Here is a 20,683-nt window from a genome sequence, read left to right as displayed (position 1 = left end):
TGAGTTCAGCCTACCCAATTCTGCAGGTCCTTCGCGGAGCGCTGTTGATCGGACAGATATGCCTTATGGTCTGGGCCTATACGCTGATCGGCCTGGTCGAGAGTTACGCCGTTTTTGCGAGCTACCCGCTCTTCGTGGCAGCAACATCTTTCGTTTTTCGCGGTGAAAAGGTTCGAGGCGCCTACTAGTTCCCTCTGCCGACCGGGTTCATTGGCGTCGTCATCATTTTGTCTCCGGGCTCGAACGCATTCTCCTGGTTTTCGCTGGTGCCCTTGGCCGCATCGGTCATGAACGCAACCTACGGACTTCTGACACGCTACGTCGGAACGCGCGACGCTGCTCTGACGTCCTTCTTCTGGGTGGGCGTCGGCGGGGCAGCATTGATCACGCCATTCGGGCTTCTTCATTGGCAGACGTTGCAAGGGGCCGACTGGATCTGGATGTTGCTGCTGTGCATGGCCGGCGCCGGATCGCACTACCTGCTCATTCGGGCCTATGAAGTTGCAGAAGCCGTCACGATCCAGCCGCTGGCCTATATGCAGCTGCTTTGGATCTCATTGGTCGGCATCTTCCTTTTCCATGAAAGCTTGCGCACCAACGTCCTGATGGGTGGATGCTTGGTAGTCGGTGCAGGTCTCTTCACCCTGTGGCGAAACGGAAAGAAAGGCGGCGCCAGCAGTTGAGGTCGCGTCGATCCCGAAGCCTACGCTATGCCGCACCTGGCGAACGTAAGTGCATCTGGCGCTACCTGATCAGGGTTGAATCTGTAGGGCTTTTCCCGGCCATTACTCCTGCCTCACCGATCTCCGAAGGCTCATTCACTTCGATCCGGTAGGCGCTGGCATTTGGACACCCCGCAGGAGCGTTGAACGCACGACCGTCCAGCAGGCTGAACTCGGCGAAGTGCAGCGGGCAAATGATCCTTTCACCTTCCAGGATTCCTTCCGAGAGCGAGGCATCCGAATGGGGGCAACGATCCTGCAGCGCATGGCAATTGCCTGCGATCCGCGCGACGACCAGGTCGCCCTTCTCCGGATGGACGACCCTGCGAATGCTGTTGTCCGACAACCCGTCCAATGCCTGCGCCGGGAGATAGAGGGTCTCGACCGGCAGCGCGGCTGGCGCAGGGGCCGGCACCGGCGTAGTCGCGTGTATTGCGCTGAACCGTGCCTCGAAGGTCCTGAGTTGCTGCGCTGCATTGAAGCCGATCGCGAAGCCGGGGTATTCCCAGTAGCTTGGGGTTCCAACCACTTCCTTGACTGGAATGGCGCGAGGATCCGGCATGCCAATGATCTGGATGCGCAGGCCGAACTGTTCGGACCAGAAGCGGGCAGGTCTGGCCGGAAGTGGGGCAAGACCAAGCAGGTGGCGTGCGGCGCGTTGGGCCTGAGAGATGGCGTTGTCTTCGCTTTCGATGCGAAGGCCCTTGTCACTCGGTCCCGAGACCTGTCTGGCGACGTCACCGATCGCAAGTATGTCCGGGTCGCTCGTCGCGCCGGCCAGGTCGGTGACGATGCCATTGTCGCAAACAAGCCCGGCGCTGCGGGCGAGATGATCGTTCGGATTGATCCCCAGCGTGAAGAGGATGAGGTCAGCCGTCTGAACCGTGCCCTGGAAATGGGCTTCGACCCGATTCTCACGTTCGACAAGATCGGGCAGGGTCCCGGACTGGAACTGCGTGCCGTGGCTGACATGCAAGGCGAGGAGGGCTTCTGCCGGGTCCTGGGGCAATACCTTCGAAAAGGGCCGTGGCTGCCTGCAGAAGACTGTCGCGTCGATCCTGGCGACCCGCGCTGCTGCCGCCAATTCAAGTCCGAGCCACCCATTGCCGACGATGAAGATCTTCCGGGCATCTTGCATGGCCGCCCGCATCCGGACGGCATCGTCGCGCGTTCGCACCCGGTGGACCCGCCCGTGTCCGCGGTCGACCAGCGGCAACATGCGAGGCGTCCCGCCGGTGGCGAAGACCAGCTTCGAATACAGGTGCCTGCTGCCGTCGGCTGTCTGGACCGCCCGTTCCGGACGGTCGACGCGCACAACCTCCTGGCCAAGATGAAGGTCGATCCCCAAGGCCTGGGAGTCGGCAACGGAAAGGACCTCTGCAGGCTTCTGGGACGCGGCCGCGATCAAGGACTTTGAAAGCGTGGGACGTTCGTAGGGTGCATGGCGCTCGGCGCAGAAGATCTTTATACGACGCCTGTCGCCCAATGTCCGCAGCTCGCGGGCCAGACTGCCGGCGGCCTGCCCCCCACCGACGATGATGATCGGGTCATCCTGGTCGGCATCGAGGTGAAGCGGCTGTCCGACGGACAGCGTTCCCTCGGTCAGCACCTCGCAATATATCCCGAAGTTGCGACCGAACTTCGCCAGAAGCGCCGAGAGGACTGACCTGTCCGCGGGAAGACCTTGCTGTTCCAGGGTGACGAAACTGCAGCGCCCGGCCTTCGCCGTTGCCCGGAGTTTCGTGTCTCCAATCCAGAATTCGCGCCCGAGGAGGGCTTCCTCGGGGCAGGGGCCACCAAGTCCGGGAAGGTCCACGACGAGGTTGGGCCTGAAGCGCCGGACGTCAGGCACCTTGCCTTGCAGTTCGTCGCCGAGGGACTGGAGCGCCTGCAGGCTGACCAGATGGATGGGAGCCAGAGCGTAGCGGTGAGCCGTCTCCTGTCGGGCGAGCGGGGTCCCATAGCGATGCACTGCCACGTCACGGCCGAACGCCTGCTTCAATGACAAGAGCAGATCGGCGTCATCGTGGCCTCGCCACGGCCCTCCATCTACGGAAAGCTCCAATCCGTGGTCCTCGGTCAGCCGGGACATGACCTTGGGGGCGAAGTGCCAAAGCTTTTTCGAGGGATCGATCGTTGCTTCGGTCTCGACATCGACGATCGACCAAGACCGATCGCGCTCCAGCCCCAGCCTTCCCACGGCCGCTGTTCCGAGGCTTTCCCCGCCGCACGAGCTGACGGGATAGCGCCAGATTTCGGTCACCGCCCCTACGGAATTGTCGAACATGCGCTTGACTTCATGCTTAGGGATTGCCGGTCAGGAGAGTACTGCACGTCGGGCTCCAGAGTAGGCATTGAACAGGATTGCAGACAGAAGCACCGCGCCACCGATTAAAGTTGCGTCGCTTCCGGTCTCGCTAAGGATGATCCAAACCCAGACGGGCGCCAGCATGACTTCGATGTTCGAAAGCAGCGCCAGTTCTGCGGATGGGACGGTCCTGCTTCCGTAGGTGTAGAGGATCATCCCGCCGGCCATCGTGACGACCCCCATGAAGAGACACCAAAGGATGTCGGAGGCAGGTGCCAGGATCGACTGGCCTGCGAAACCTGCGGCGACCGAACTTATGATGACCGAGAAGAGTGCGCCCAGGATTGAGAAGGGCAGGCTGTCGTCGATCCTCCGCCAGCGCAGGCATACGGTAAACCCGGCGAAGCCGAATGCCGCGGACAGGGCGGCGACATTGCCGAGCCATGCCCCGGAGGAGAGGCTGTCGCTTACCATGATGAAGATGCCGATCAGGGCAAGTCCGATGGCCAACCAGGTGCGCGGGGCCACTGCCTCACCCAGAAAGGCGCGGCCGAGGATGGCGGCAAAGAAGGGAGACGCGGCAAACAGGAATGCCGCATTGGCGACCGTGGTCAGCTGGAAGGCGACGATCGCCCCGGCCATCGCGACCACCAGTCCGATGCCAGCCACGATCCCGGTGGCACCGGCACTCTGGATCGAAGCAAGCGACCCTTTCCCGCCGCGCAGGATCAGGAAGGCATACAATGTCGGCACCATCCCCACGGACCGCCAGAACAGCACCGTCCATGACCCGGCCTCTTCGAGCTGGCGGATGATCAGACCCTGGAACGACCATAACACGCCGGCAACCAGCACCAAGGCCGCGCCCGTCTTGTAGCTCATCTGCCCAACTCCGCCGTTTCCTTTATCTAGGGCTTGCAAAAGGTCGCAATCAAACGAATAGTTTTGAGCAGAAATATCAGGAATACTGATACATCGTGGAACCTCTCGATCTTACGCTTCTGCGCAGTTTTGTGGCCGTGGTGGAAGGCGGCAGTGTCCTGTCCGCCGCCGCTCGCGTGGGCAGGAGTCAATCCGCCGTCACGATGCAGATACAGCGGTTGGAGGACGTCGTCGGGCGTCCCTTGTTTCGTCGCGATGGTCGCAGCCTGAAACCGAACGCCGCAGGGGAGGAGTTGCTGCTTCATGCCCGCCGGTTGCTCAGGCTGTCGAACGAGGCCTTGGCAACCCTGCGACGGGCGGACGCAGCCGGACTGGTCCGGTTCGGCGTGCCAGAGGACTATGCGGCCTACCTGGTGCTTCCTGCCTTGGCGAAATTTGCCCAAGCCTATCCGTTGGCGGAGATCGAACTGATCTGCGAACCGTCCACAGCCCTTCTCGACCGTCTGGAAGGGGGGCAGATCGACCTGGCCTTGGTCACGCGCTATCCGCACCAACCCTTCGCCGTACTCCGGAAGGAGCGTTTCGTCTGGGCGGCAAGCGCGGAGCATGAGCCCTGGCTTCGGGATCCTTTACCGGTTGCACTTTTCGAGGCGGGCGACATTGCGCGCCGTTACGCAGTAGAGGCCCTCCAGGCAACGGATCGCGACTATCGCCTCGTTTGTTCCAGCCGAAGCCTGCACGGCTTGATTGCGGTCGCGCAGGCCGGGCTTGCAGTAATCGGACTGGCGGAGTCGAGCGTACCGCAAACGCTTAAGCACGTTGGTTTGCAGGAGGGTCTGCCATCGGTACCCATGTTCGACTTGAGCTTGATCTCGGCGCCGATGGAAATGGCGAAACCGGCGCTTGCCCTGAGGGACTTCCTAAGCGCCCATCTCTCCAATAGGGAAGCTCTTGATTAGGTAGGTGCTTGGTTTTCCAGCTTCGGCCCCTGTCGGTTCGCGGTAGATTTTGACAAGCGTCGCATAGTCAATGTTAGCCGCGAAAACATCGCCAACGGCCGTGAGGTAAGCGCCGTGGCCGAAAGCTTAACGCGGCCGGAAATCTGTCAGTGTGTGGGGGAGTGACTTACTCTTCTGTTACGACGTGTCAACTTAGAGGACTCGAGACCAGTGCACGGCGTTGTTTCTATCTGTCCCATCGCTTGCGGAGAATCTCGCTACGAAGCGTTTGATAGTCTTGAAAAAGTCTCTCAATCGCTGACCTAACACTCGTCGGAACTTGCTCATTGAGAGCTTCCACCTGGGCAAGAAGCAATGATGTGTCGAAGTCTTCGAGCGCTCTTAGGCTAGGATACTTTTGCTCAAGGGTGTCAACGATTTCGGCATTCATGCTGCGGTTGTTTGCGGCCGACGCCTCCCGTATGCGATCTCGTAGACCTGCAGGAAGCCGGACAACGAACTTTTCATGCTCTGAGGAGGTCTGTTCGGTCATGATGGCATAATGATATCATTTTTCAGTTGACGCAATGATGTCATTTTGACATCACTTCTTGGAAGTGCTCTGGGCCGAGGACGATCAAGATGAATCGGAAAACGATGCTGATCCGCATCCCTCTGGACATAAAGCATTGGATTCAGGTCGAGGCCAACGACAGCTGCTCGAGCCAGAACAGCATCATAGTTCAGTCGCTTCGAGCGGCCATGCGGCACGCCACGGCCCAAAGCGATGCTTCCAGTTCGGCTCGTGGCAAAGGTACCAGGGATCAGGCTGAATGAGTGTCTCTGCTCCCATCTTTGCTAGCGAACTCAGTGCTGCTCGACTTCTTGACATGCAGTTGGAGGAGTTTCGTGCGCTGGTACAGGCCGGGCATCTGCCACGTGGTCGGCAAATCGCACCGGGCGTCCATCGGTGGTCGACCGAGGAACTGCGCCGCATAGCCAGCGGCGAGGCCGCGGAAGGTATGGGAGGCGTCCAGTGGTGATCCGCAAGAAGTACCTCTGGAAGCACCCCGACGGGCGCTGGTACGTTAGGATCAAGGGGCGATACAGCCGGATCGACGCGGCCGAGGGTACTTCGGAATTTGACCGGGAGTATTGGGAGATCCTTTCCGGCAGGCGGGTGCTGGCGAAGACCTCTTGGAATGCCCTGATCGACGATTACCGGACCTCGGATCGATGGACTGGCCTCAAGCCTCGCACCCGTGCTGACTACGATAAGATTATGGATTACCTTCGCGAGAAGGTAGGTAGCCGCAGTGTAGCTGCGCTGACCCGCGCCGATGTGATCGCAGCCCAAAAGGCCAATGCTCATCGGACCCGTTTTGCCAATTACATTCCGCAGATGTTTGTCATCTTGTGCGAACACGCTATCGACTTGGGCTGGATCGACCGCAACCCGGCCAAGGGAGTCCGAGCACTAAGGACGCCAGACGATCGCAAGCAGGAGCATGTGCCGTGGCCCGATTGGGCTGTGGAGAAATTCCGGACCGAGGCCAGTGATCTGCCTCGCCTGATCTTTGAGATTGGTGTGGGCACTGTTCAGCGCCCTGGCGACTGGACCGGCTTCACTTGGGGCGACTATGACTCGTCCGGCGACGGTACGCTGCGGCTTAGCCAAGGCAAGACTGAAAAGCCCCTCGTTCTCCCATGCACCGGCGCCCTGAAAACAACCCTCGATGCCGCAAAGGCCGCGCTTGGCTATGTGCCTATCGCCTCGCGACCTATTCTATGCAGCGTCACCGGCGGACCAATGACTTATCGCTACATGGCCGATGCGATGCTAAAGGAACGTCGGCGGCTGGGCCTTGAGGCCTTCGACCTGCACGCACTGCGCTATCGCGGGGTCAAGGAATTGGCCTGGGCAGGATGCACCGACGATGAGATCGCCAGCTACAGCGGTCACGCCACAACGGCAATGATCTCGAAGTATGCGGGCGAAGCGCGGCAGGAGATGACCGCCCGGCGTGCCCGACTCAAGCGCACGTGAACAGAACAGGCACGGAACGGAAACCTGATACGGGGTATGATACGATAGAATGGGCCTGAACGCTAACCCACTGAAAGATATGGAGGCGGGTACCGGAATCGAACCGGTCTTCACGGATTTGCAATCCGCTGCGTAACCTCTCCGCCAACCCGCCGCGAAGGTGGGGGTGGGATAGCCGAAGCGGGAGGGCGCTGCAAGGGCTTCCTCCGGGGGACATCCGGGCGGGCGCGGCTTGACTTGACCCCGCCGCCCGCAGATTGTCCGCCGCAACCTGGCGCGGGGCAAGAGAGGCGACGTGCAGAAGATCCTCATCACCGGCTCTGCAGGCTTCATCGGCTTTCACCTGGCCCGCCACCTGCTTGCCGCCGGACATCGCGTGCACGGCTATGACGGGATGACCCCCTACTACGATGTGACGCTGAAAGAGAAGCGACACGCGATCCTGCTGCAGATGCCCGGCTTTTCCGCAACCGAGGCGATGCTCGAGGACACGGCGGTGCTGGACCGGGTGGCGGAAGACTTCGCGCCGGATGTGATCATCCACCTCGCCGCGCAGGCGGGCGTGCGCTACAGCCTCACGCATCCCCGCTCCTATATCGAGACGAATTTCACCGGCAGTTTCAACGTGCTGGAGGCCGCGAAGCGGCTGGCGGTCAAGCATCTCCTGATCGCCTCCACCTCCTCTGTCTATGGCGCGAACCCGGACATGCCGTTCCGCGAGACCGACCGGACCGACCATCCGCTGACCGTCTATGCGGCGACCAAGAAGGCGGTCGAAGGGCTCGCGCATTCCTATGCCCATCTCTGGGGCCTGCCGGTGACGCTCTTCCGCTTCTTCACAGTCTACGGCAGCTGGGGCCGCCCCGACCTCGCCTATTTCAAGTTCACCGACGCGATCCTTCACGACCGCCCGATCGACGTCTACAACCACGGCGATCTCTGGCGCGACTTCACCGATGTCGAGGATCTGGTCGAGGGCGTCACCCGGCTGATCCCGCTGGCGCCGCCCTTGCCCGCAGCCCGCAGTATCGCGGTCGAGGGCGACAGCCTCAGCCCGGTCGCGCCCTGGCGGATCGTGAACGTCGGCAATTCCGACAAGGTGCACCTGATGGACTTCATCCGGACCCTTGAGACGCTCCTCGCGCGGAAGGCGATCTGCACCTTCCTGCCGATGCAGCCCGGCGACGTCCCCGCCACCTGGGCCGACTGCTCGCTTCTGGAGCGCCTGACCGGCTTCCGGCCGCAAACCGACCTCGCCACGGGGTTGTCCCGCTTCGTCGACTGGTATCGCGACTATTACCGGGCCTGACTGGCTATAGTGGCGGCCTCTGTCTGGTCCTAAGCATTCCCGGTCATTTCCCCGATGATGCCGCGCGAAACGCCATCGAAAGGACCCTGCCATGGAAGGCATCAGCGGAATGAACGACATGAGCCGCGTGGTCGAAGCCGACCGTGCCCATGTCTGGCACCACCTCGTCCAGCACAAGCAGTTCGAGACCGCCGATCCCCGCGTCATCGTCGAAGGCAAGGGGATGCGGGTCTGGGATGCCCGCGGCAAGGAATACATCGACGCCGTTTCCGGCGCGGTCTGGACGGTGAACGTCGGCTACGGGCGGGAGAGCATCGCCAATGCGGTCCGCGACCAGCTGGTCAAGATGAACTATTTCGCCGGCGTCGGCGGCTCGATCCCCGGCGCGCTCTTCGCCGAGAAGCTGATCTCGAAGATGCCGGGCCTGAGCCGGGTCTACTATTCCAACTCGGGCTCGGAAGCGAACGAGAAGGTCTACAAGATGGTGCGCCAGATCGCGCACAAGCACCACGGCGGCAAGAAGTGGAAGATCCTCTACCGTGAGCGGGACTATCACGGCACCACCATCGGCGCGCTGGCAACCTCGGGTCAGGCCGAACGCGCGGTGCAGTACGGGCCCTACCCGGACGGCTTCGTCATGGTCCCGCACTGCCTGGAATACCGCAAGCAGTGGGACGTGGAGAACTACGGCCAGCGCGCGGCGGATGCCATCGAGGAGGTGATCCTGCGCGAAGGCCCCGATACCGTCGGCGCCATCGTCCTTGAACCCGTGACGGCAGGCGGCGGCGTCATCGTCCCGCCGAAGGGCTATTGGGAGCGGGTGCAGGAAATCTGCAAGAAATACAACATCCTCTTGCACATCGACGAAGTGGTCTGCGGCGTCGGCCGCACCGGGGTCTGGTTCGGCTACCAGAATTACGGCATCAAGCCCGATTTCGTGACCATGGCCAAGGGCGTCGCCTCCGGCTATGCCGCGATTAGCTGCACCGTGACCACGGAAGCCGTCTTCCAGATGTTCAAGGACGACGCGGGCGATCCCCTGAGCTATTTCCGCGACATCTCCACCTTCGGCGGCTGCGCTTCTGGCCCGGCGGCGGCGCTGGAGAACATGCGGATCATCGAGGACGAGGGGCTTTTGGACAACACGCTGCGGATGGGGGAACGGACGCTCGCCAACCTCAACGCGCTGATGGAAAAGCACAAGGTGATCGGCGACGTGCGCGGCGCGGGCCTCTTCTGCGGCGCGGAACTGGTGGCCGACCGCAAGACCAAGGAGCCGATGGACGAGAAGAAGGTCGCCGCCGTGGTCGCCGACTGCAATGCGCAGGGCGTGATCATCGGCATGACCAACCGCAGCGTGCCGGGGCTGAACAACACTTTGTGTCTGTCGCCCGCGCTGATCGCGACGCCGGATGACATTGATGCGATCACCGGCGCGATCGACAAGGCGCTGACGAAGGTGTTTGGCTAAGCACGCCCGATTGAGGGAAGGGGGGTGTCCCGGGAGGGGAACCCGCTTTTCGAGCAAGTCGGGCTCAAGCCCGACCTAGGCCCCGTACCGGACCCGCGCCTCGCGGAAGCTCATCAGCTTGCCCTCTGTCACGTCCCAAAGATGCAGGTTTACCGTGTGCAGGCTTTCGCGGATCGTCAGGCGCTGCGCCTCGGCCAGGGCACGATGGTCGCGGATCACTTCCGGCAGGCGATAGAACGGGATGCGGGAGTAGAGGTGGTGGACATGGTGGATGCCGATGTTGCCGGAAAACCAACGGAGCGGCTGCGGCAGGATGTAGTGCGAAGACCCCTCCAGCGCCGCATCGTGCAGTTGCCAGTCCTCGCCCTTTGACCAGTGGGTTTCCTCGAACTGGTGCTGGACGTAGAAGAGCCATACCCCGATGGTCGCCCCGATGATCGAGGTGGGCAGGAAGATGACGAGCACGGGCAGAAAGCCGCCGAACCAGACCAGAAGGCCGATCGCGATGCCGATCATCGCATTGGTACCCATGGCAGAGGTCCAGTAACGCCATCCGGATTTCATCAACCCGAAGGGCAGGCGGTTCTGCAGGATGAAAAGATAGCTCGGCCCAAGGACGAAAAGAACGACCGGATGGCGGTAAAGCCGGTACATCAACCGCCAGAACGGGCTGCGGGCGCGATATTCCTCGATCGTCAGGGTCAGCACATCGCCGATGCCGCGCTGGTCAAGATTGCCGTGCTGGGCGTGGTGGATGGAGTGGGTCCGGCGCCAGACCGCATAGGGCGTCAGGGTCATGACACCAAGTACGCGACCAATCCAGTCCTGTGCCTGGCGGTTTTTCAGAAAGGCCCCGTGGCCGCAATCATGCTGGATGACGAAGACGCGGACCAGAAAGCCGCCGTTCAGGATGGCGAGGGCAAGGGCCAGCCAGTGGCTGACGGACAGCGCCATAGAGGCCAGCACCCAGAGCGCGCAGAACGGGACCAGCGTTGCGGCGAGTTCAAGCAGACTGCGTTTGGTAGACGGTTCGCGATAGCGGGCGAGGATGGTCAGCCACTCACGGGCGGAACGAAGGGTATAGGGCATCGGGGCCTGTCGGTTTGCCACAAGGCTGCGGCGGGTTCAGTTGGCCTAGGAAGGACACCACGCTACCGGCGGACTGTTCAGGCAGAACCCGGTTAGGGGGAACTGGTCCCCAGATCAACTCATTTGATGCAAGGCGCGCGAAGACAGCAGGCAAGCGGCTTGACTTCCTGCGGGACAAAACGGCTGTATCTGGACTTATTGCGAGCCTGCACCCGAATTGAAGGCGCCCCATGTCCATCCCGCCGGAATCCTTCTACCTGACCCCCGGCGCGCAGGGCTCGCTGCAACAGCAGATCCGCGCCATGGTCACGCAGGGCATCCTTGCCGGCCGTTTCCGCCCCGGCGCGCGGATGCCGTCGTCGCGGGGGCTGGCCGAACACCTTGGCGTCAGCCGGATCACCGTGACGCTGGCCTATGCCGACCTCGTATCCTCGGATTACCTCACCTCCGCCGGGCGGTCGGGCTATTTCGTCTCGGACACCGCCCCCCGCGCGCCGGAGTTTCCCGAAGGCCCGCCCCGCGCCGAAGCGATTGATTTCAACGCCTTGACCGGCGGGCGCTTCACCCTGACCCCCAAAGTCGACCGGCCCGAGGACTGGGACCGCTATCCCTATCCCTTCATCTATGGCCAGGCTGATCCCACCCTTTTCGACCACCAGAACTGGCGGCAATGCGCCCTTCGCGCCCTTGGCAAGCGCGACTTCGCGGCGCTGACCAGCGACTATTACGAACGCGACGATCCCCTCCTGGTGCAGGAGCTTCTGCGCACCATCCTCCCCCGCCGGGGCATCGCGGCGCGCGATGATGAGGTCCTGCTGACCCTCGGCGCGCAGAACGCGCTCTGGATCGCGGCGATGGCGCTTCTGGGGCCGGGGCGCAGGGCGGTCGTGGAGAACCCGGGCTATCCGGCCTGGCGCGCCATTGTCGCGGCCACGGGGGCGAGCGCGGTGCCGGTCGATGTCGACGCCTTGGGGCTTCCCGTGCAAGGCCTTGACGCGGATGTGGTTTTCACCACCCCCTCGCACCAGTGCCCGACCAATGCGACCATGCCGGTGGAGCGGCGGGTCGCGCTTCTGGACGCGGCCGAGGCCCAGGGCTTCGTCATCGTCGAGGATGACTATGAGTTCGAGATGTCCTTCCTGAAGCCGGTGGCCCCGGCCCTGAAGTCGCTGGATCAGGGCGGACGGGTGATCTATGCCGGGTCGTTCTCGAAGTCCGTCTTCCCCGGCCTTCGCCTTGGCTATCTCGTCGGCCCCCCCGGCTTCATCGCCGAAGCGCGGGCGCTGAGGGGCCTCATGCTGAAGCACCCGCCCGGCCATATCCAGCGAACCATGGCCTATTTCCTCGGCCTCGGGCATTACGACGCGCTGGTCAACCGGATGAAGGGCGCCTACCGCCGCCGCCGCCAGATCATGGCCGAGGCGATTGCCGCCGAGGGGCTGGAGGTCGCGGGGCAGGGGGGCTTCGGCGGCTCCAGCTTCTGGATGCGGGCGGCGGAGGGGGTGGATACCGAGGCACTGGCCATGACGCTGCGGGCGGACGGGGTGCTGATCGAACCCGGAAGGGCGTTCTTTGCGGGCGAGGGGCCGCGGAACTATTATCGGCTGGCCTATTCGTCGATTGCCCCCCAGAAGATCGCCGAGGGTGTAGCCCGGATTGCGCGGGCCTTGCGCTAGCTGGACTTAAGGTGGGGCAAGGTCTGGCCCTAAGCCCGCGTCGGGCGGGGCAGTAGTGTGGCGGGCAACTGGCCTTATCGGGCCGCTTGGGACATGGAGACACGCGATGAAGATGACGACCGAGGAAGCCTTCGTTAAGGTCCTGCAACTGCACGGCATCGAACATGCCTTCGGGATCATCGGGTCGGCCTTCATGCCGATCTCCGACCTCTTCCCGAAGGCAGGCATCACCTTCTGGGACTGCGCCCACGAAGGCTCGGGCGGGATGATGGCCGACGGCTTCACCCGGGCGTCGGGGAAGATGTCGATGATGATCGCGCAGAACGGGCCGGGGATCACCAACTTCGTGACGGCGGTGAAGACAGCCTATTGGAATCACACGCCTTTGCTCCTCGTCACGCCGCAGGCGGCGAACAAGACCATCGGCATGGGGGGGTTCCAGGAAGTCGAGCAGATGGCGCTCTTCAAGGACATGGTCTGCTACCAGGAGGAAGTGCGCGACGCGTCCCGCGTGGCCGAAGTGCTGAACCGGGTGATCCTGCAGGCAAAACGCCAGTCGGCCCCGGCGCAGATCAACATGCCGCGGGATTACTGGACCCAGGTGATCGACATCGACCTGCCCGCCGTGGTGGAGTTCGAGCGCCCGGCAGGCGGCGAGGCGGCGATTGCCGAAGCGGCGGCGCTGTTGTCGCAGGCCAGGTTCCCGGTGATCCTGAATGGCGCGGGCGTGGTGATCGGCGGGGCAATCCCGGCCTCGATGGCGCTGGCCGAGCGTCTGGATGCCCCGGTTTGTGTCGGCTACCAGCACAATGATGCCTTCCCGGGCTCGCACCCGCTGTTTGCCGGGCCCTTGGGCTACAATGGCTCGAAAGCGGCGATGGAATTGATTTCCGGCGCGGATGTGGTACTCTGTCTGGGTACCCGGCTGAACCCGTTTTCAACGCTTCCCGGATACGCGCTGGACTACTGGCCGAAGACGGCCAAAATCATCCAAGTTGACATCAACCCGGATCGGATCGGGCTGACAAAGAAGGTCACAGTTGGCATTGTCGGCGACGCAAGGAAGGTCGCCGAGGCGGTTTTGGCGCGCTTGGCCTCTACCGCAGGTGACCATGCGCGGGCGGAACGCAAGGCAAAGATCGCACAGGTGAAATCGGCATGGGCGCAGGCCCTGTCGTCGATGGATCATGAGGAAGATGATCCGGGCACGTCGTGGAACCAGCGCGCCCGGGATGCGAAACCGGACTGGATGTCGCCCCGGATGGCCTGGCGGGCGATCCAGGCAGGCTTGCCGAAAGAGGCGATCATTTCCAGCGACATCGGCAACAACTGCGCCATCGGCAATGCCTATCCCACTTTCGAGGCCGGGCGGAAATACCTGGCGCCGGGTCTCTTCGGGCCCTGCGGCTATGGGCTGCCGTCGATCATCGGGGCCAAGATCGGCTGCCCGGATGTGCCGGTGGTGGGCTTTGCCGGCGACGGCGCCTTCGGCATCGCGGTGACGGAACTGACCGCCATCGGCCGCAAGGAATGGCCGGCGATCACCATGGTCGTCTTCCGCAACTACCAATGGGGGGCGGAGAAGCGCAATTCGACGCTCTGGTACGACGACAACTTCGTCGGTACCGAGTTGGACACCGATGTCTCCTATGCCGGGATTGCGCGGGCCTGCGGCTTGCAGGGCGTGCAGGCGCGGACGATGGACGAGCTGACTTCCAGCTTGCGGAAGGCCATCGACGACCAGATGGCGGGCAAGACCACGCTCATCGAGGCGCTGATCAACCAGGAACTGGGCGAGCCCTTCCGCCGCGACGCGATGAAGAAACCGGTCGAGGTGGCGGGGATTTCCAAGGCCGACATGCGGCCGCAGGTGGTCTGATGCCCTATGACCTTGGCCCCGGCGCGCTGGCCTGGCTGGCGGTGGCCTGCCTCGTGGCGGGCTTCGTCCGGGGCTATTCCGGGTTCGGCTTTTCGGCTCTACTGATCGCGGCCTCCAGTCTTGTGACCAATCCGCTGAATTTCGTTGCGGTTGTAGTCATTCTGGAAACGACCATGTCGCTTCAGGCCGCCAAGGGCGCCGGGCCGAATGTCGATTGGAAGCGGGTTCTCTGGCTGCTGGGCGGGGCGGCGGTCGGCTTGCCGCTGGGCCTCTGGGTGCTGACGGGGATATCCGAGAATACGGCCCGGGCGGTGATTTCGGCCTATGTGCTGATCATGTGTGTGGTTCTTCTGGCCGGCTGGCGTCTGTCCTCCGAAGTCCGGGGCGGCCCGCAGAACGGCATCGCCGGGGTGATCTCCGGCCTTGCCAATGCGCCCGGCATGGGCGGGCTGCCGCTGGCCGCCTTCTTTGCTGCGCAGCCGATGCCTGCGGCGGTGTTCCGCGCCACGCTGATCGCCTACTTTCCGCTCCTCGACCTCTACTCCGCGCCGCTTTACTGGATCGCGGGGCTTGTGACATGGGACACGCTTTGGGCGGCGCTTCTGGCCCTGCCGGTTACACTGTTCGCCAACTGGCTGGGCGGACGGCATTTCTTCGGCACCGATCCGCAGGACTTCCGCCGCTTTGCCATCGTGCTTCTGGCCGGGCTGGCGGCGCTGGGGCTGGGTAAGGCGCTCATCTGATGTGGCTGATTGTGAACGCCGGTTCGTCTTCGTTGAAGCTGAAGGTCTTCGACGACGAACGGGAGGTCGCCAAGGCCTTCGTTGGCGAGATCGGTCCCGACGGCCACGGGACGGCCATGCGCGAAGGGCTGGCGCAAGCGGGCGTACCGCTGCACCGCCTGACCGCCGCTGCGCACCGGGTCGTGCATGGCGGGGCAAGCCTGACCGCCACCTGCCGGGTGACGCCCGAGGTCCTGCGGCAGATCGAGGCCTGCGTGCCGCTGGCTCCGCTGCACAATCCGGGAAATCTGGTGGGGATTCAGGCGGTTGAGGAACTGGCGCCGCACCTGCCACAATATGCCGCCTTCGACACTGCCTTTCACGCGACCAACCCCGAAGTGGCCACAACCTATGCCTTGCCTCAGTCGGCACGGGACCTGGGCCTGCGCCGCTATGGTTTCCACGGCATCAGTTTCGCGGCGCTGGTCCGCATCCTGCGCCAAAGTGGAGAGCTTCCGAAACGGTTGCTCGCCTGCCATCTGGGCAACGGCTGCTCTCTGGCCGCGATTGTGAACGGGCGTTCTGTTGCGACGACGATGGGCTATTCACCGCTCGACGGCTTGACCATGGGCACCCGCACGGGGGCCATTGACGGCAATGCCGTGCTGCGGTTGGCCGAGTTGCATGGGGTCGAGGAGGCAGGACGCATCCTGAACCGGCAGAGCGGGCTTCTGGGTCTGGGCGGGGCCAGCGACATGCGGGCGCTGCATGCCGCAGGGACGCCAGAAGCACGTTTCGCGCTGGGGCATTTCGCCTATTGGGCGGTGCGGCATGCCGGCAGCATGGCGGCCGCGATGGGGGGCCTTGACGCCGTGGTCTTCACCGGCGGGATCGGCGAGAATGACGCCTGGGCGCGGGAGAAAATCCTGTCCGGCCTTGGCTTTCTGGGAGTATCGTCCGACCCTGAGGCCAACCGGCGGAACGAAAGCCAGCTGCATGATGCGACAAGCCGTGTCGCAATCTGGATTGTCCCGGCCGACGAGGAGCGTCAGATTGCGCTGGAGGCGCAGGCCGTGCGGGCGGGGGAGGGCGTGTGAACCAGCCAAGGGTGGAGACCCAGCGGGAAGTCTCGGACGAGGTCAGGCAGACCACCTGCTACATGTGCGCCTGTCGCTGCGGGATCAACGTGCACCTGAAGTCGGGGCGTGTCGCCTATATCGAGGGCAACCGCGACCATCCGATCAACAAGGGGGTCCTCTGCGCCAAGGGGGCCTCGGGGATCATGCAGGTCACGGCACCCTCGCGGCTGAAGGCACCGCTCAGGCGGGTGGGGCCGCGCGGATCGGGGGCGTTCGAGGAGATCAGCTGGGAGGAGGCGCTGTCGACGGCGGTGTCCTGGCTGAAGCCGCTGCGCGAGACGGCGCCGGAAAAGCTGGCCTTCTTCACCGGGCGCGACCAGAGCCAGTCCCTGACAGGCTGGTGGGCGCAGAACTTCGGCACGCCGAACTATGCCGCGCACGGGGGCTTCTGTTCGGTCAATATGGCGGCGGGGGGCATCTACACCATCGGGGGCGCCTTCTGGGAATTCGGCCAGCCGGACTGGGAGCGGACGCAGCTTTTCGTGATGTTCGGGGTGGCCGAGGATCATGACTCGAACCCCATCAAGATTGGCATCGGCAAGCTGAAGGCGCGGGGCGCCCGGGTGATCAGCGTCAATCCGGTGCGCACGGGCTATTCGGCAGTGGCGGATGACTGGATCGGGATCACGCCCGGCACCGATGGCCTCCTGATCCTGTCGCTGATCCATTGCCTCCTGGAAGCGGGGAAGATCGACCTCGACTACCTGGCGCAATGGACCAATGCCCCGCTTCTGCTGAATGAGACCGAGGGGCCGGAGAAGGGCCTCTTCACCCGGAACGCCGAAAGCCAGCCCTTCGTGATCGACCGCCGGACGGGGCATCCGGCCCCCTGGGATGGCAAGGGGGTGGAGCCCGACCTTGGGGCGGAATGGCTGGGCGACCGGACGGTGTTCCGCCACATGGCCGAGGAATACCTGAAGCCCGACTATGCGCCCGAGGCGGTCGCGGAGCGCTGCGGCGTTACGGCAGCGCGGATCCGGGCCTTGGCGGCGGAACTGGCGCAGGTGGCCTTCGAGCAGGCGATCACGCTGCCGCGCCAATGGACGGATTTCCGGGGCAATGAACACCCGGACATGCCGGGCCGCCCGGTCAGCTTCCATGCGATGCGGGGAATTTCCGCGCATTCCAACGGCTTCCAGACCGCCCGCGCGCTGCATCTGTTGCAAATCCTGCTCGGGTCGCTGGAAACCCCGGGCGGCTACCGGCTGAAACCACCTTACCCCAAGCCCATCGAGGCACATCCGACCCCGCATTTCGTCACTACGCCCGGCAAGCCCCTGACCGGCCCGCATCTGGGCTATGTCCGCTCCCCCGACGACCTTTGCCTGCTTCCCGATGGCAGCCCGGCCCGGATCGACAAGGGCTTCAGCTGGGAGAACCCGTTCTCGGCCCATGGGCTGATGCATATGGTGATCCCGAACGCCCATGCCGGCGACCCGTACAAGATTGACACGCTCTTCCTCTACATGGCGAACATGTCTTGGAATTCCAGCATGAACTCCGCCCGCGTGATGGAGATGCTGACCGAGACGGGCGAGGACGGCGAATACCTGATCCCCCGGATCATCTATTCGGATGCCTATGCCAGCGAGATGGTGGCCTATGCCGACCTGATCCTGCCCGACACCACCTATCTGGAACGCCACGACTGCATCAGCCTGCTCGACCGCCCGATATCCGAGCCCGACGCGGCGGGCGATGCAATCCGCTGGCCGGTGCTGGAACCCGACCGCGAGGTCAGGTGCTTCCAGTCGGTGCTCCTTGACCTTGGGGCGCGGCTGGGCCTGCCGGGGATGGTGACCGAGGATGGCACGGCGAAATACGCCAATTACGCCGACTATATCGTCAACCACCAGCGCCGCCCGGGCGTGGGGCCGCTGATGGGGTTCCGGGGCAATGGCGAGGCTGTGGGGCGGGGGGCCCCGAACCCCGACCAGATGCAGCGCTACATCGCGAACGGCGCTTTCTGTCAGGCCCATGTGCCGGAAGAGGCTGCCTTCTACAAACCCTGGAACGCGGCCTATCAGGACTGGGCGGTGAAGCTCGGGCTATTCGAGACGCCGCAGCCCTATCTCTTCAGCATCTGGTCCGAGCCGATGCGCCGCTTCCAGCTGGCCGCCGAAGGCCATGGCCCGCGCCAGCCCCCCGACCACCTGCGCGCGCGGCTCAAGCAGGCGATGCACCCGCTGCCGGTCTGGTACGCCCCCTATGGCGACGAGGACGCGGCCTTCGGCTATCCGGTCCATGCGCTCACGCAACGCCCGATGGACATGTATCACTCCTGGGGCAGCCAGAACGCCTGGCTCAGGCAGATCAAGGGGCGGAACTACCTGTATCTGCCGACGAAGATCTGGCAGGCGCAGGGGTTTGCCGAAGGCGACTGGGCAAGGGTCTCCAGCCGGGCGGGGACCATCGTCGTGCCGGTGGCCCATATGGCGGCGCTGAACGAGAACACGGTGTGGACCTGGAACGCCATCGGCAAGCGCAAGGGGGCTTGGGCCCTGTCGCCCGACGCGCCCGAAGCCACGACCGGGTTCCTGCTCAACCACCTGATTTCAGAGCTGCTGCCGGAGAAGGGCGCCAGGCTCTCCAACTCCGATCCCGTCACCGGGCAGGCGGCCTGGTTCGACCAGCGGGTGCGGGTGGAGCGGGTGGCGGCGGAAGATCACCCCCGCGGCAGTTCCGAGCCGGTGTTCGCGCGACTTCCCGACCCACCGCGCGCGGGCGGGGGGCGCCAAAATTCTTCGAAGAATTTTGCCAAAAGTTTTCGAAAACTTTTGGGTCTGGCGGAGGCGGAGCGATGACCGCCTTGCCGCAGGCCACCGACAAACGCCTCGGGCTGGTCATCGACCTTGACACCTGCGTCGGTTGCCAGGCCTGCGTCACCGCCTGCAAGGGATGGAACGATGCCGGGATCGGCCTTTCCGACCAGAACCCCTATGGCGTCGACCCTTCGGGCACCTTCCTGAACCGGGTGCATTCCTACCAGGTCTCGGTGCCCGAAGGCCCGGCGCAGGTCGTGACCTTCCCGCGCTCCTGCCTGCATTGCGACAACGCGCCTTGCGTCACCGTCTGCCCGACCGGGGCCAGCTACAAGCGGGCCGAGGACGGGATCGTGCTGGTGAACGAGGACGCCTGCATCGGCTGCGGGCTTTGCGCCTGGGCCTGCCCCTATGGTGCACGGGAACTGGATACCGCGCAGGGGGTGATGAAGAAATGCACGCTCTGCGTCGACCGGATCTACAATGACCATCTGCCCGAGGAAGACCGCGAACCGGCCTGCGTCCGCACCTGCCCGACCAACGCCCGCCACTTCGGCGACTTTGCCGACCCGGAGAGCAAGGTATCGAGGCTGGTGGCAGATCGGGGCGGCTATGACCTGATGCCGGGGATGGGGACGCAGCCCACGAACAAGTACCTGCCGCCAAGGGCGAAGGGGCCGGGGAACGCAAGCCCGCTGGCCCCCCTGCTGGACGTGCAGGCGACCGGAATCGCCGGTTGGCTTGACCGGATGCTGGGGAAGATCTGAATGCATCCCGCACCGTCGGTCATCCTGTTCTCCACGCTCTCCGGCCTGGGCTTCGGTTTCCTCGGCTTCCTCGGCTGGGGGGCGCTGGCGCCCGCTGGCTGGGCGGCCTTCTTCCTCTGGGGCTTGGGTTACGGCCTTGCGGTGGCCGGCCTGATGGCCTCGACCTTCCACCTTGGCAATCCGCGCAATGCGTTGAAAGCCTTCAGCCAATGGCGCACCAGTTGGCTGTCGCGCGAAGCCTGGGCCTCGGTCGTGACACTTTCCCTTCTGGCCCCGGTGGCGCTGTCCGGCATCTTCGGGCTGGGCCTGCCGCGGCTTGTCGGGCAGGCGGGTGGCGCGCTGGCGCTTCTCACCGTCTTCACCACGGCGATGATCTACACCCAGATCAAGGCCGTGCCGCGCTGGCACCATTGGCTGACGCCGGTGATGTTCCTGAGTTTTGCCGTGGCGGGGGGCGCGACGCTTTCGGGCCGTCCCTGGGCGCCGCTGGCGCTGCTGGCGGTCGGGGCGGTGCTGCTGGCGGTCTGGCGGGTGGGGGACGGCGCTTTCGGCAAGGCCGCGCAGACGCTGGGGACGGCGACGGGGCTGGATGCGATGGGCGTGCCCTCGGTCCTCGATCCGGCGCATACGGCGGGGAACTACCTCAAGCGCGAGATGATCTTCGTTGTCGGGCGCAAACACGCGGCCAAGCTGCGCAGGATCGCGTTGGGGCTGGCCTCGGTCCTTCCGGCGCTGATCCTCCTTTTGCCGCTTGGGGTCTGGGGGATCGCGCTGGCGGCAGTCTTGCATCTGGCGGGCGCGCTGGCGGCACGCTGGCTCTTCTTCGCGGAAGCCGAGCATGTGGTGGGGCTTTACTACGGCGCGCGGGGGTGATCCTTTGGCGCCCATGAGCGCCTTCAAGACCTACGACATCCGCGGCCGTCTCGGGACGGAACTGACCGAAACCATCGCCCACCGCATCGCGCGGGCCTT

At 64.1% G+C, this 20,683-nt stretch carries 16 protein-coding genes, 1 tRNA gene and 1 pseudogene; 13 read left to right on the top strand and 5 right to left on the bottom strand.

Annotated elements, in window-relative coordinates; all coding sequences use genetic code 11:
* Nucleotides 1-188, top strand: a pseudogene (locus JNL31_RS09590) (EamA/RhaT family transporter); the annotation flags it as partial.
* Nucleotides 189-266: 78 nt separating this feature from the next.
* Nucleotides 267-683 carry a DMT family transporter gene (locus tag JNL31_RS09585; protein WP_294972724.1) on the top strand — a complete coding sequence of 139 codons (417 nt, stop codon included), beginning with the start codon at nucleotides 267-269 and terminating at the stop codon, nucleotides 681-683.
* Nucleotides 684-744: 61 nt separating this feature from the next.
* Here the strand turns inward: JNL31_RS09585 and JNL31_RS09580 are convergent, their stop codons facing one another.
* Nucleotides 745-3,009: an FAD-dependent oxidoreductase gene (locus JNL31_RS09580; RefSeq protein ID WP_294972723.1), complete on the bottom strand. Its 2,265-nt coding sequence runs from the start codon at nucleotides 3,007-3,009 to the stop codon at nucleotides 745-747.
* A 30-nt stretch (nucleotides 3,010-3,039) separates the two neighbouring features.
* Nucleotides 3,040-3,912 carry a DMT family transporter gene (locus JNL31_RS09575; protein WP_294972721.1) on the bottom strand — a complete coding sequence of 291 codons (873 nt, stop codon included), beginning with the start codon at nucleotides 3,910-3,912 and terminating at the stop codon, nucleotides 3,040-3,042.
* Nucleotides 3,913-4,007: 95 nt separating this feature from the next.
* Between JNL31_RS09575 and JNL31_RS09570 the strand changes: the two genes are divergently transcribed.
* Nucleotides 4,008-4,871, top strand: coding sequence for a LysR substrate-binding domain-containing protein (locus JNL31_RS09570; protein ID WP_294972719.1), 864 nt, complete (start codon nucleotides 4,008-4,010; stop codon nucleotides 4,869-4,871).
* A gap of 226 nt (nucleotides 4,872-5,097) precedes the next feature.
* On the opposite strand, the gene JNL31_RS09565 is transcribed toward JNL31_RS09570, so the two are convergent.
* Nucleotides 5,098-5,403 (bottom strand): Arc family DNA-binding protein, encoded by a 306-nt coding sequence (locus JNL31_RS09565; protein ID WP_294972718.1) that lies wholly within the window; start codon nucleotides 5,401-5,403, stop codon nucleotides 5,098-5,100.
* A gap of 486 nt (nucleotides 5,404-5,889) precedes the next feature.
* On the opposite strand from JNL31_RS09565, the gene JNL31_RS09560 reads away from it, so the two are divergent.
* Complete coding sequence (locus JNL31_RS09560; RefSeq protein ID WP_294972716.1) at nucleotides 5,890-6,897, top strand: tyrosine-type recombinase/integrase; 1,008 nt, start codon at nucleotides 5,890-5,892, stop codon at nucleotides 6,895-6,897.
* Nucleotides 6,898-6,977: 80 nt separating this feature from the next.
* Here JNL31_RS09560 and JNL31_RS09555 read toward each other — a convergent pair.
* A tRNA-Cys gene (locus tag JNL31_RS09555) sits at nucleotides 6,978-7,051 on the bottom strand.
* A 141-nt stretch (nucleotides 7,052-7,192) separates the two neighbouring features.
* Here JNL31_RS09555 and JNL31_RS09550 point away from each other — a divergent pair.
* Entirely contained in the window at nucleotides 7,193-8,206 is a 1,014-nt protein-coding gene (locus JNL31_RS09550; protein WP_294972714.1) for an SDR family NAD(P)-dependent oxidoreductase, read from the top strand.
* A 91-nt stretch (nucleotides 8,207-8,297) separates the two neighbouring features.
* Nucleotides 8,298-9,677: a hypotaurine--pyruvate aminotransferase Tpa gene (gene tpa, locus JNL31_RS09545; protein WP_294972712.1), complete on the top strand. Its 1,380-nt coding sequence runs from the start codon at nucleotides 8,298-8,300 to the stop codon at nucleotides 9,675-9,677.
* Between the two features lie 75 nt (nucleotides 9,678-9,752).
* On the opposite strand, the gene JNL31_RS09540 is transcribed toward tpa, so the two are convergent.
* Nucleotides 9,753-10,766, bottom strand: a complete 1,014-nt coding sequence (locus JNL31_RS09540; protein WP_294972711.1) for a fatty acid desaturase — start codon at nucleotides 10,764-10,766, stop codon at nucleotides 9,753-9,755.
* A 230-nt stretch (nucleotides 10,767-10,996) separates the two neighbouring features.
* On the opposite strand from JNL31_RS09540, the gene JNL31_RS09535 reads away from it, so the two are divergent.
* From JNL31_RS09535 to JNL31_RS09505, 7 genes are all read left to right on the top strand, one after another.
* A complete protein-coding gene (locus JNL31_RS09535) occupies nucleotides 10,997-12,442 on the top strand; it encodes a PLP-dependent aminotransferase family protein (RefSeq protein ID WP_294972710.1) in 1,446 nt (481 codons plus the stop codon).
* A gap of 106 nt (nucleotides 12,443-12,548) precedes the next feature.
* A complete protein-coding gene (gene xsc, locus JNL31_RS09530; protein ID WP_294972708.1) occupies nucleotides 12,549-14,321 on the top strand; it encodes a sulfoacetaldehyde acetyltransferase in 1,773 nt (590 codons plus the stop codon).
* Nucleotides 14,321-15,064 (top strand): sulfite exporter TauE/SafE family protein, encoded by a 744-nt coding sequence (locus JNL31_RS09525; RefSeq protein ID WP_294972707.1) that lies wholly within the window; start codon nucleotides 14,321-14,323, stop codon nucleotides 15,062-15,064. The genes xsc and JNL31_RS09525 overlap by 1 nt, the downstream gene beginning before the upstream one ends.
* A complete protein-coding gene (locus JNL31_RS09520; protein WP_294972705.1) occupies nucleotides 15,064-16,140 on the top strand; it encodes an acetate kinase in 1,077 nt (358 codons plus the stop codon). The genes JNL31_RS09525 and JNL31_RS09520 overlap by 1 nt, the downstream gene beginning before the upstream one ends.
* Nucleotides 16,137-18,986: a molybdopterin-dependent oxidoreductase gene (locus JNL31_RS09515; RefSeq protein WP_294972703.1), complete on the top strand. Its 2,850-nt coding sequence runs from the start codon at nucleotides 16,137-16,139 to the stop codon at nucleotides 18,984-18,986. Before JNL31_RS09520 ends, JNL31_RS09515 begins: the two co-directional genes overlap by 4 nt.
* The gene (locus JNL31_RS09510; protein WP_294972701.1) at nucleotides 18,983-19,711 is read left to right on the top strand and encodes a 4Fe-4S dicluster domain-containing protein; all 729 of its coding nucleotides are present in this window, start codon (nucleotides 18,983-18,985) and stop codon (nucleotides 19,709-19,711) included. The genes JNL31_RS09515 and JNL31_RS09510 overlap by 4 nt, the downstream gene beginning before the upstream one ends.
* Nucleotides 19,712-20,584 carry a DmsC/YnfH family molybdoenzyme membrane anchor subunit gene (locus JNL31_RS09505; RefSeq protein ID WP_294972699.1) on the top strand — a complete coding sequence of 291 codons (873 nt, stop codon included), beginning with the start codon at nucleotides 19,712-19,714 and terminating at the stop codon, nucleotides 20,582-20,584.
* Nucleotides 20,585-20,683: the final 99 nt, after the last annotated feature.

Source organism: Tabrizicola sp. (genome assembly GCF_016792905.1).
Lineage (GTDB): Bacteria > Pseudomonadota > Alphaproteobacteria > Rhodobacterales > Rhodobacteraceae > Tabrizicola.
The sequence above is the reverse complement of the archived record's forward strand: the minus strand, read 5'-3'. Positions and strand labels throughout refer to the sequence as shown.

Coding starts and splice junctions, on each gene's coding strand:
- JNL31_RS09580 (WP_294972723.1), bottom strand. CDS start 3,009: ATGTTCGACAATTCCGTAGGGGCGGTGACCGAAATCTGGCGCTATCCC.
- JNL31_RS09575 (WP_294972721.1), bottom strand. CDS start 3,912: ATGAGCTACAAGACGGGCGCGGCCTTGGTGCTGGTTGCCGGCGTGTTA.
- JNL31_RS09565 (WP_294972718.1), bottom strand. CDS start 5,403: ATGACCGAACAGACCTCCTCAGAGCATGAAAAGTTCGTTGTCCGGCTT.
- tpa (WP_294972712.1), top strand. CDS start 8,298: ATGGAAGGCATCAGCGGAATGAACGACATGAGCCGCGTGGTCGAAGCC.
- JNL31_RS09540 (WP_294972711.1), bottom strand. CDS start 10,766: ATGCCCTATACCCTTCGTTCCGCCCGTGAGTGGCTGACCATCCTCGCC.
- JNL31_RS09535 (WP_294972710.1), top strand. CDS start 10,997: ATGTCCATCCCGCCGGAATCCTTCTACCTGACCCCCGGCGCGCAGGGC.
- xsc (WP_294972708.1), top strand. CDS start 12,549: ATGAAGATGACGACCGAGGAAGCCTTCGTTAAGGTCCTGCAACTGCAC.
- JNL31_RS09525 (WP_294972707.1), top strand. CDS start 14,321: ATGCCCTATGACCTTGGCCCCGGCGCGCTGGCCTGGCTGGCGGTGGCC.
- JNL31_RS09520 (WP_294972705.1), top strand. CDS start 15,064: ATGTGGCTGATTGTGAACGCCGGTTCGTCTTCGTTGAAGCTGAAGGTC.
- JNL31_RS09510 (WP_294972701.1), top strand. CDS start 18,983: ATGACCGCCTTGCCGCAGGCCACCGACAAACGCCTCGGGCTGGTCATC.
- JNL31_RS09505 (WP_294972699.1), top strand. CDS start 19,712: ATGCATCCCGCACCGTCGGTCATCCTGTTCTCCACGCTCTCCGGCCTG.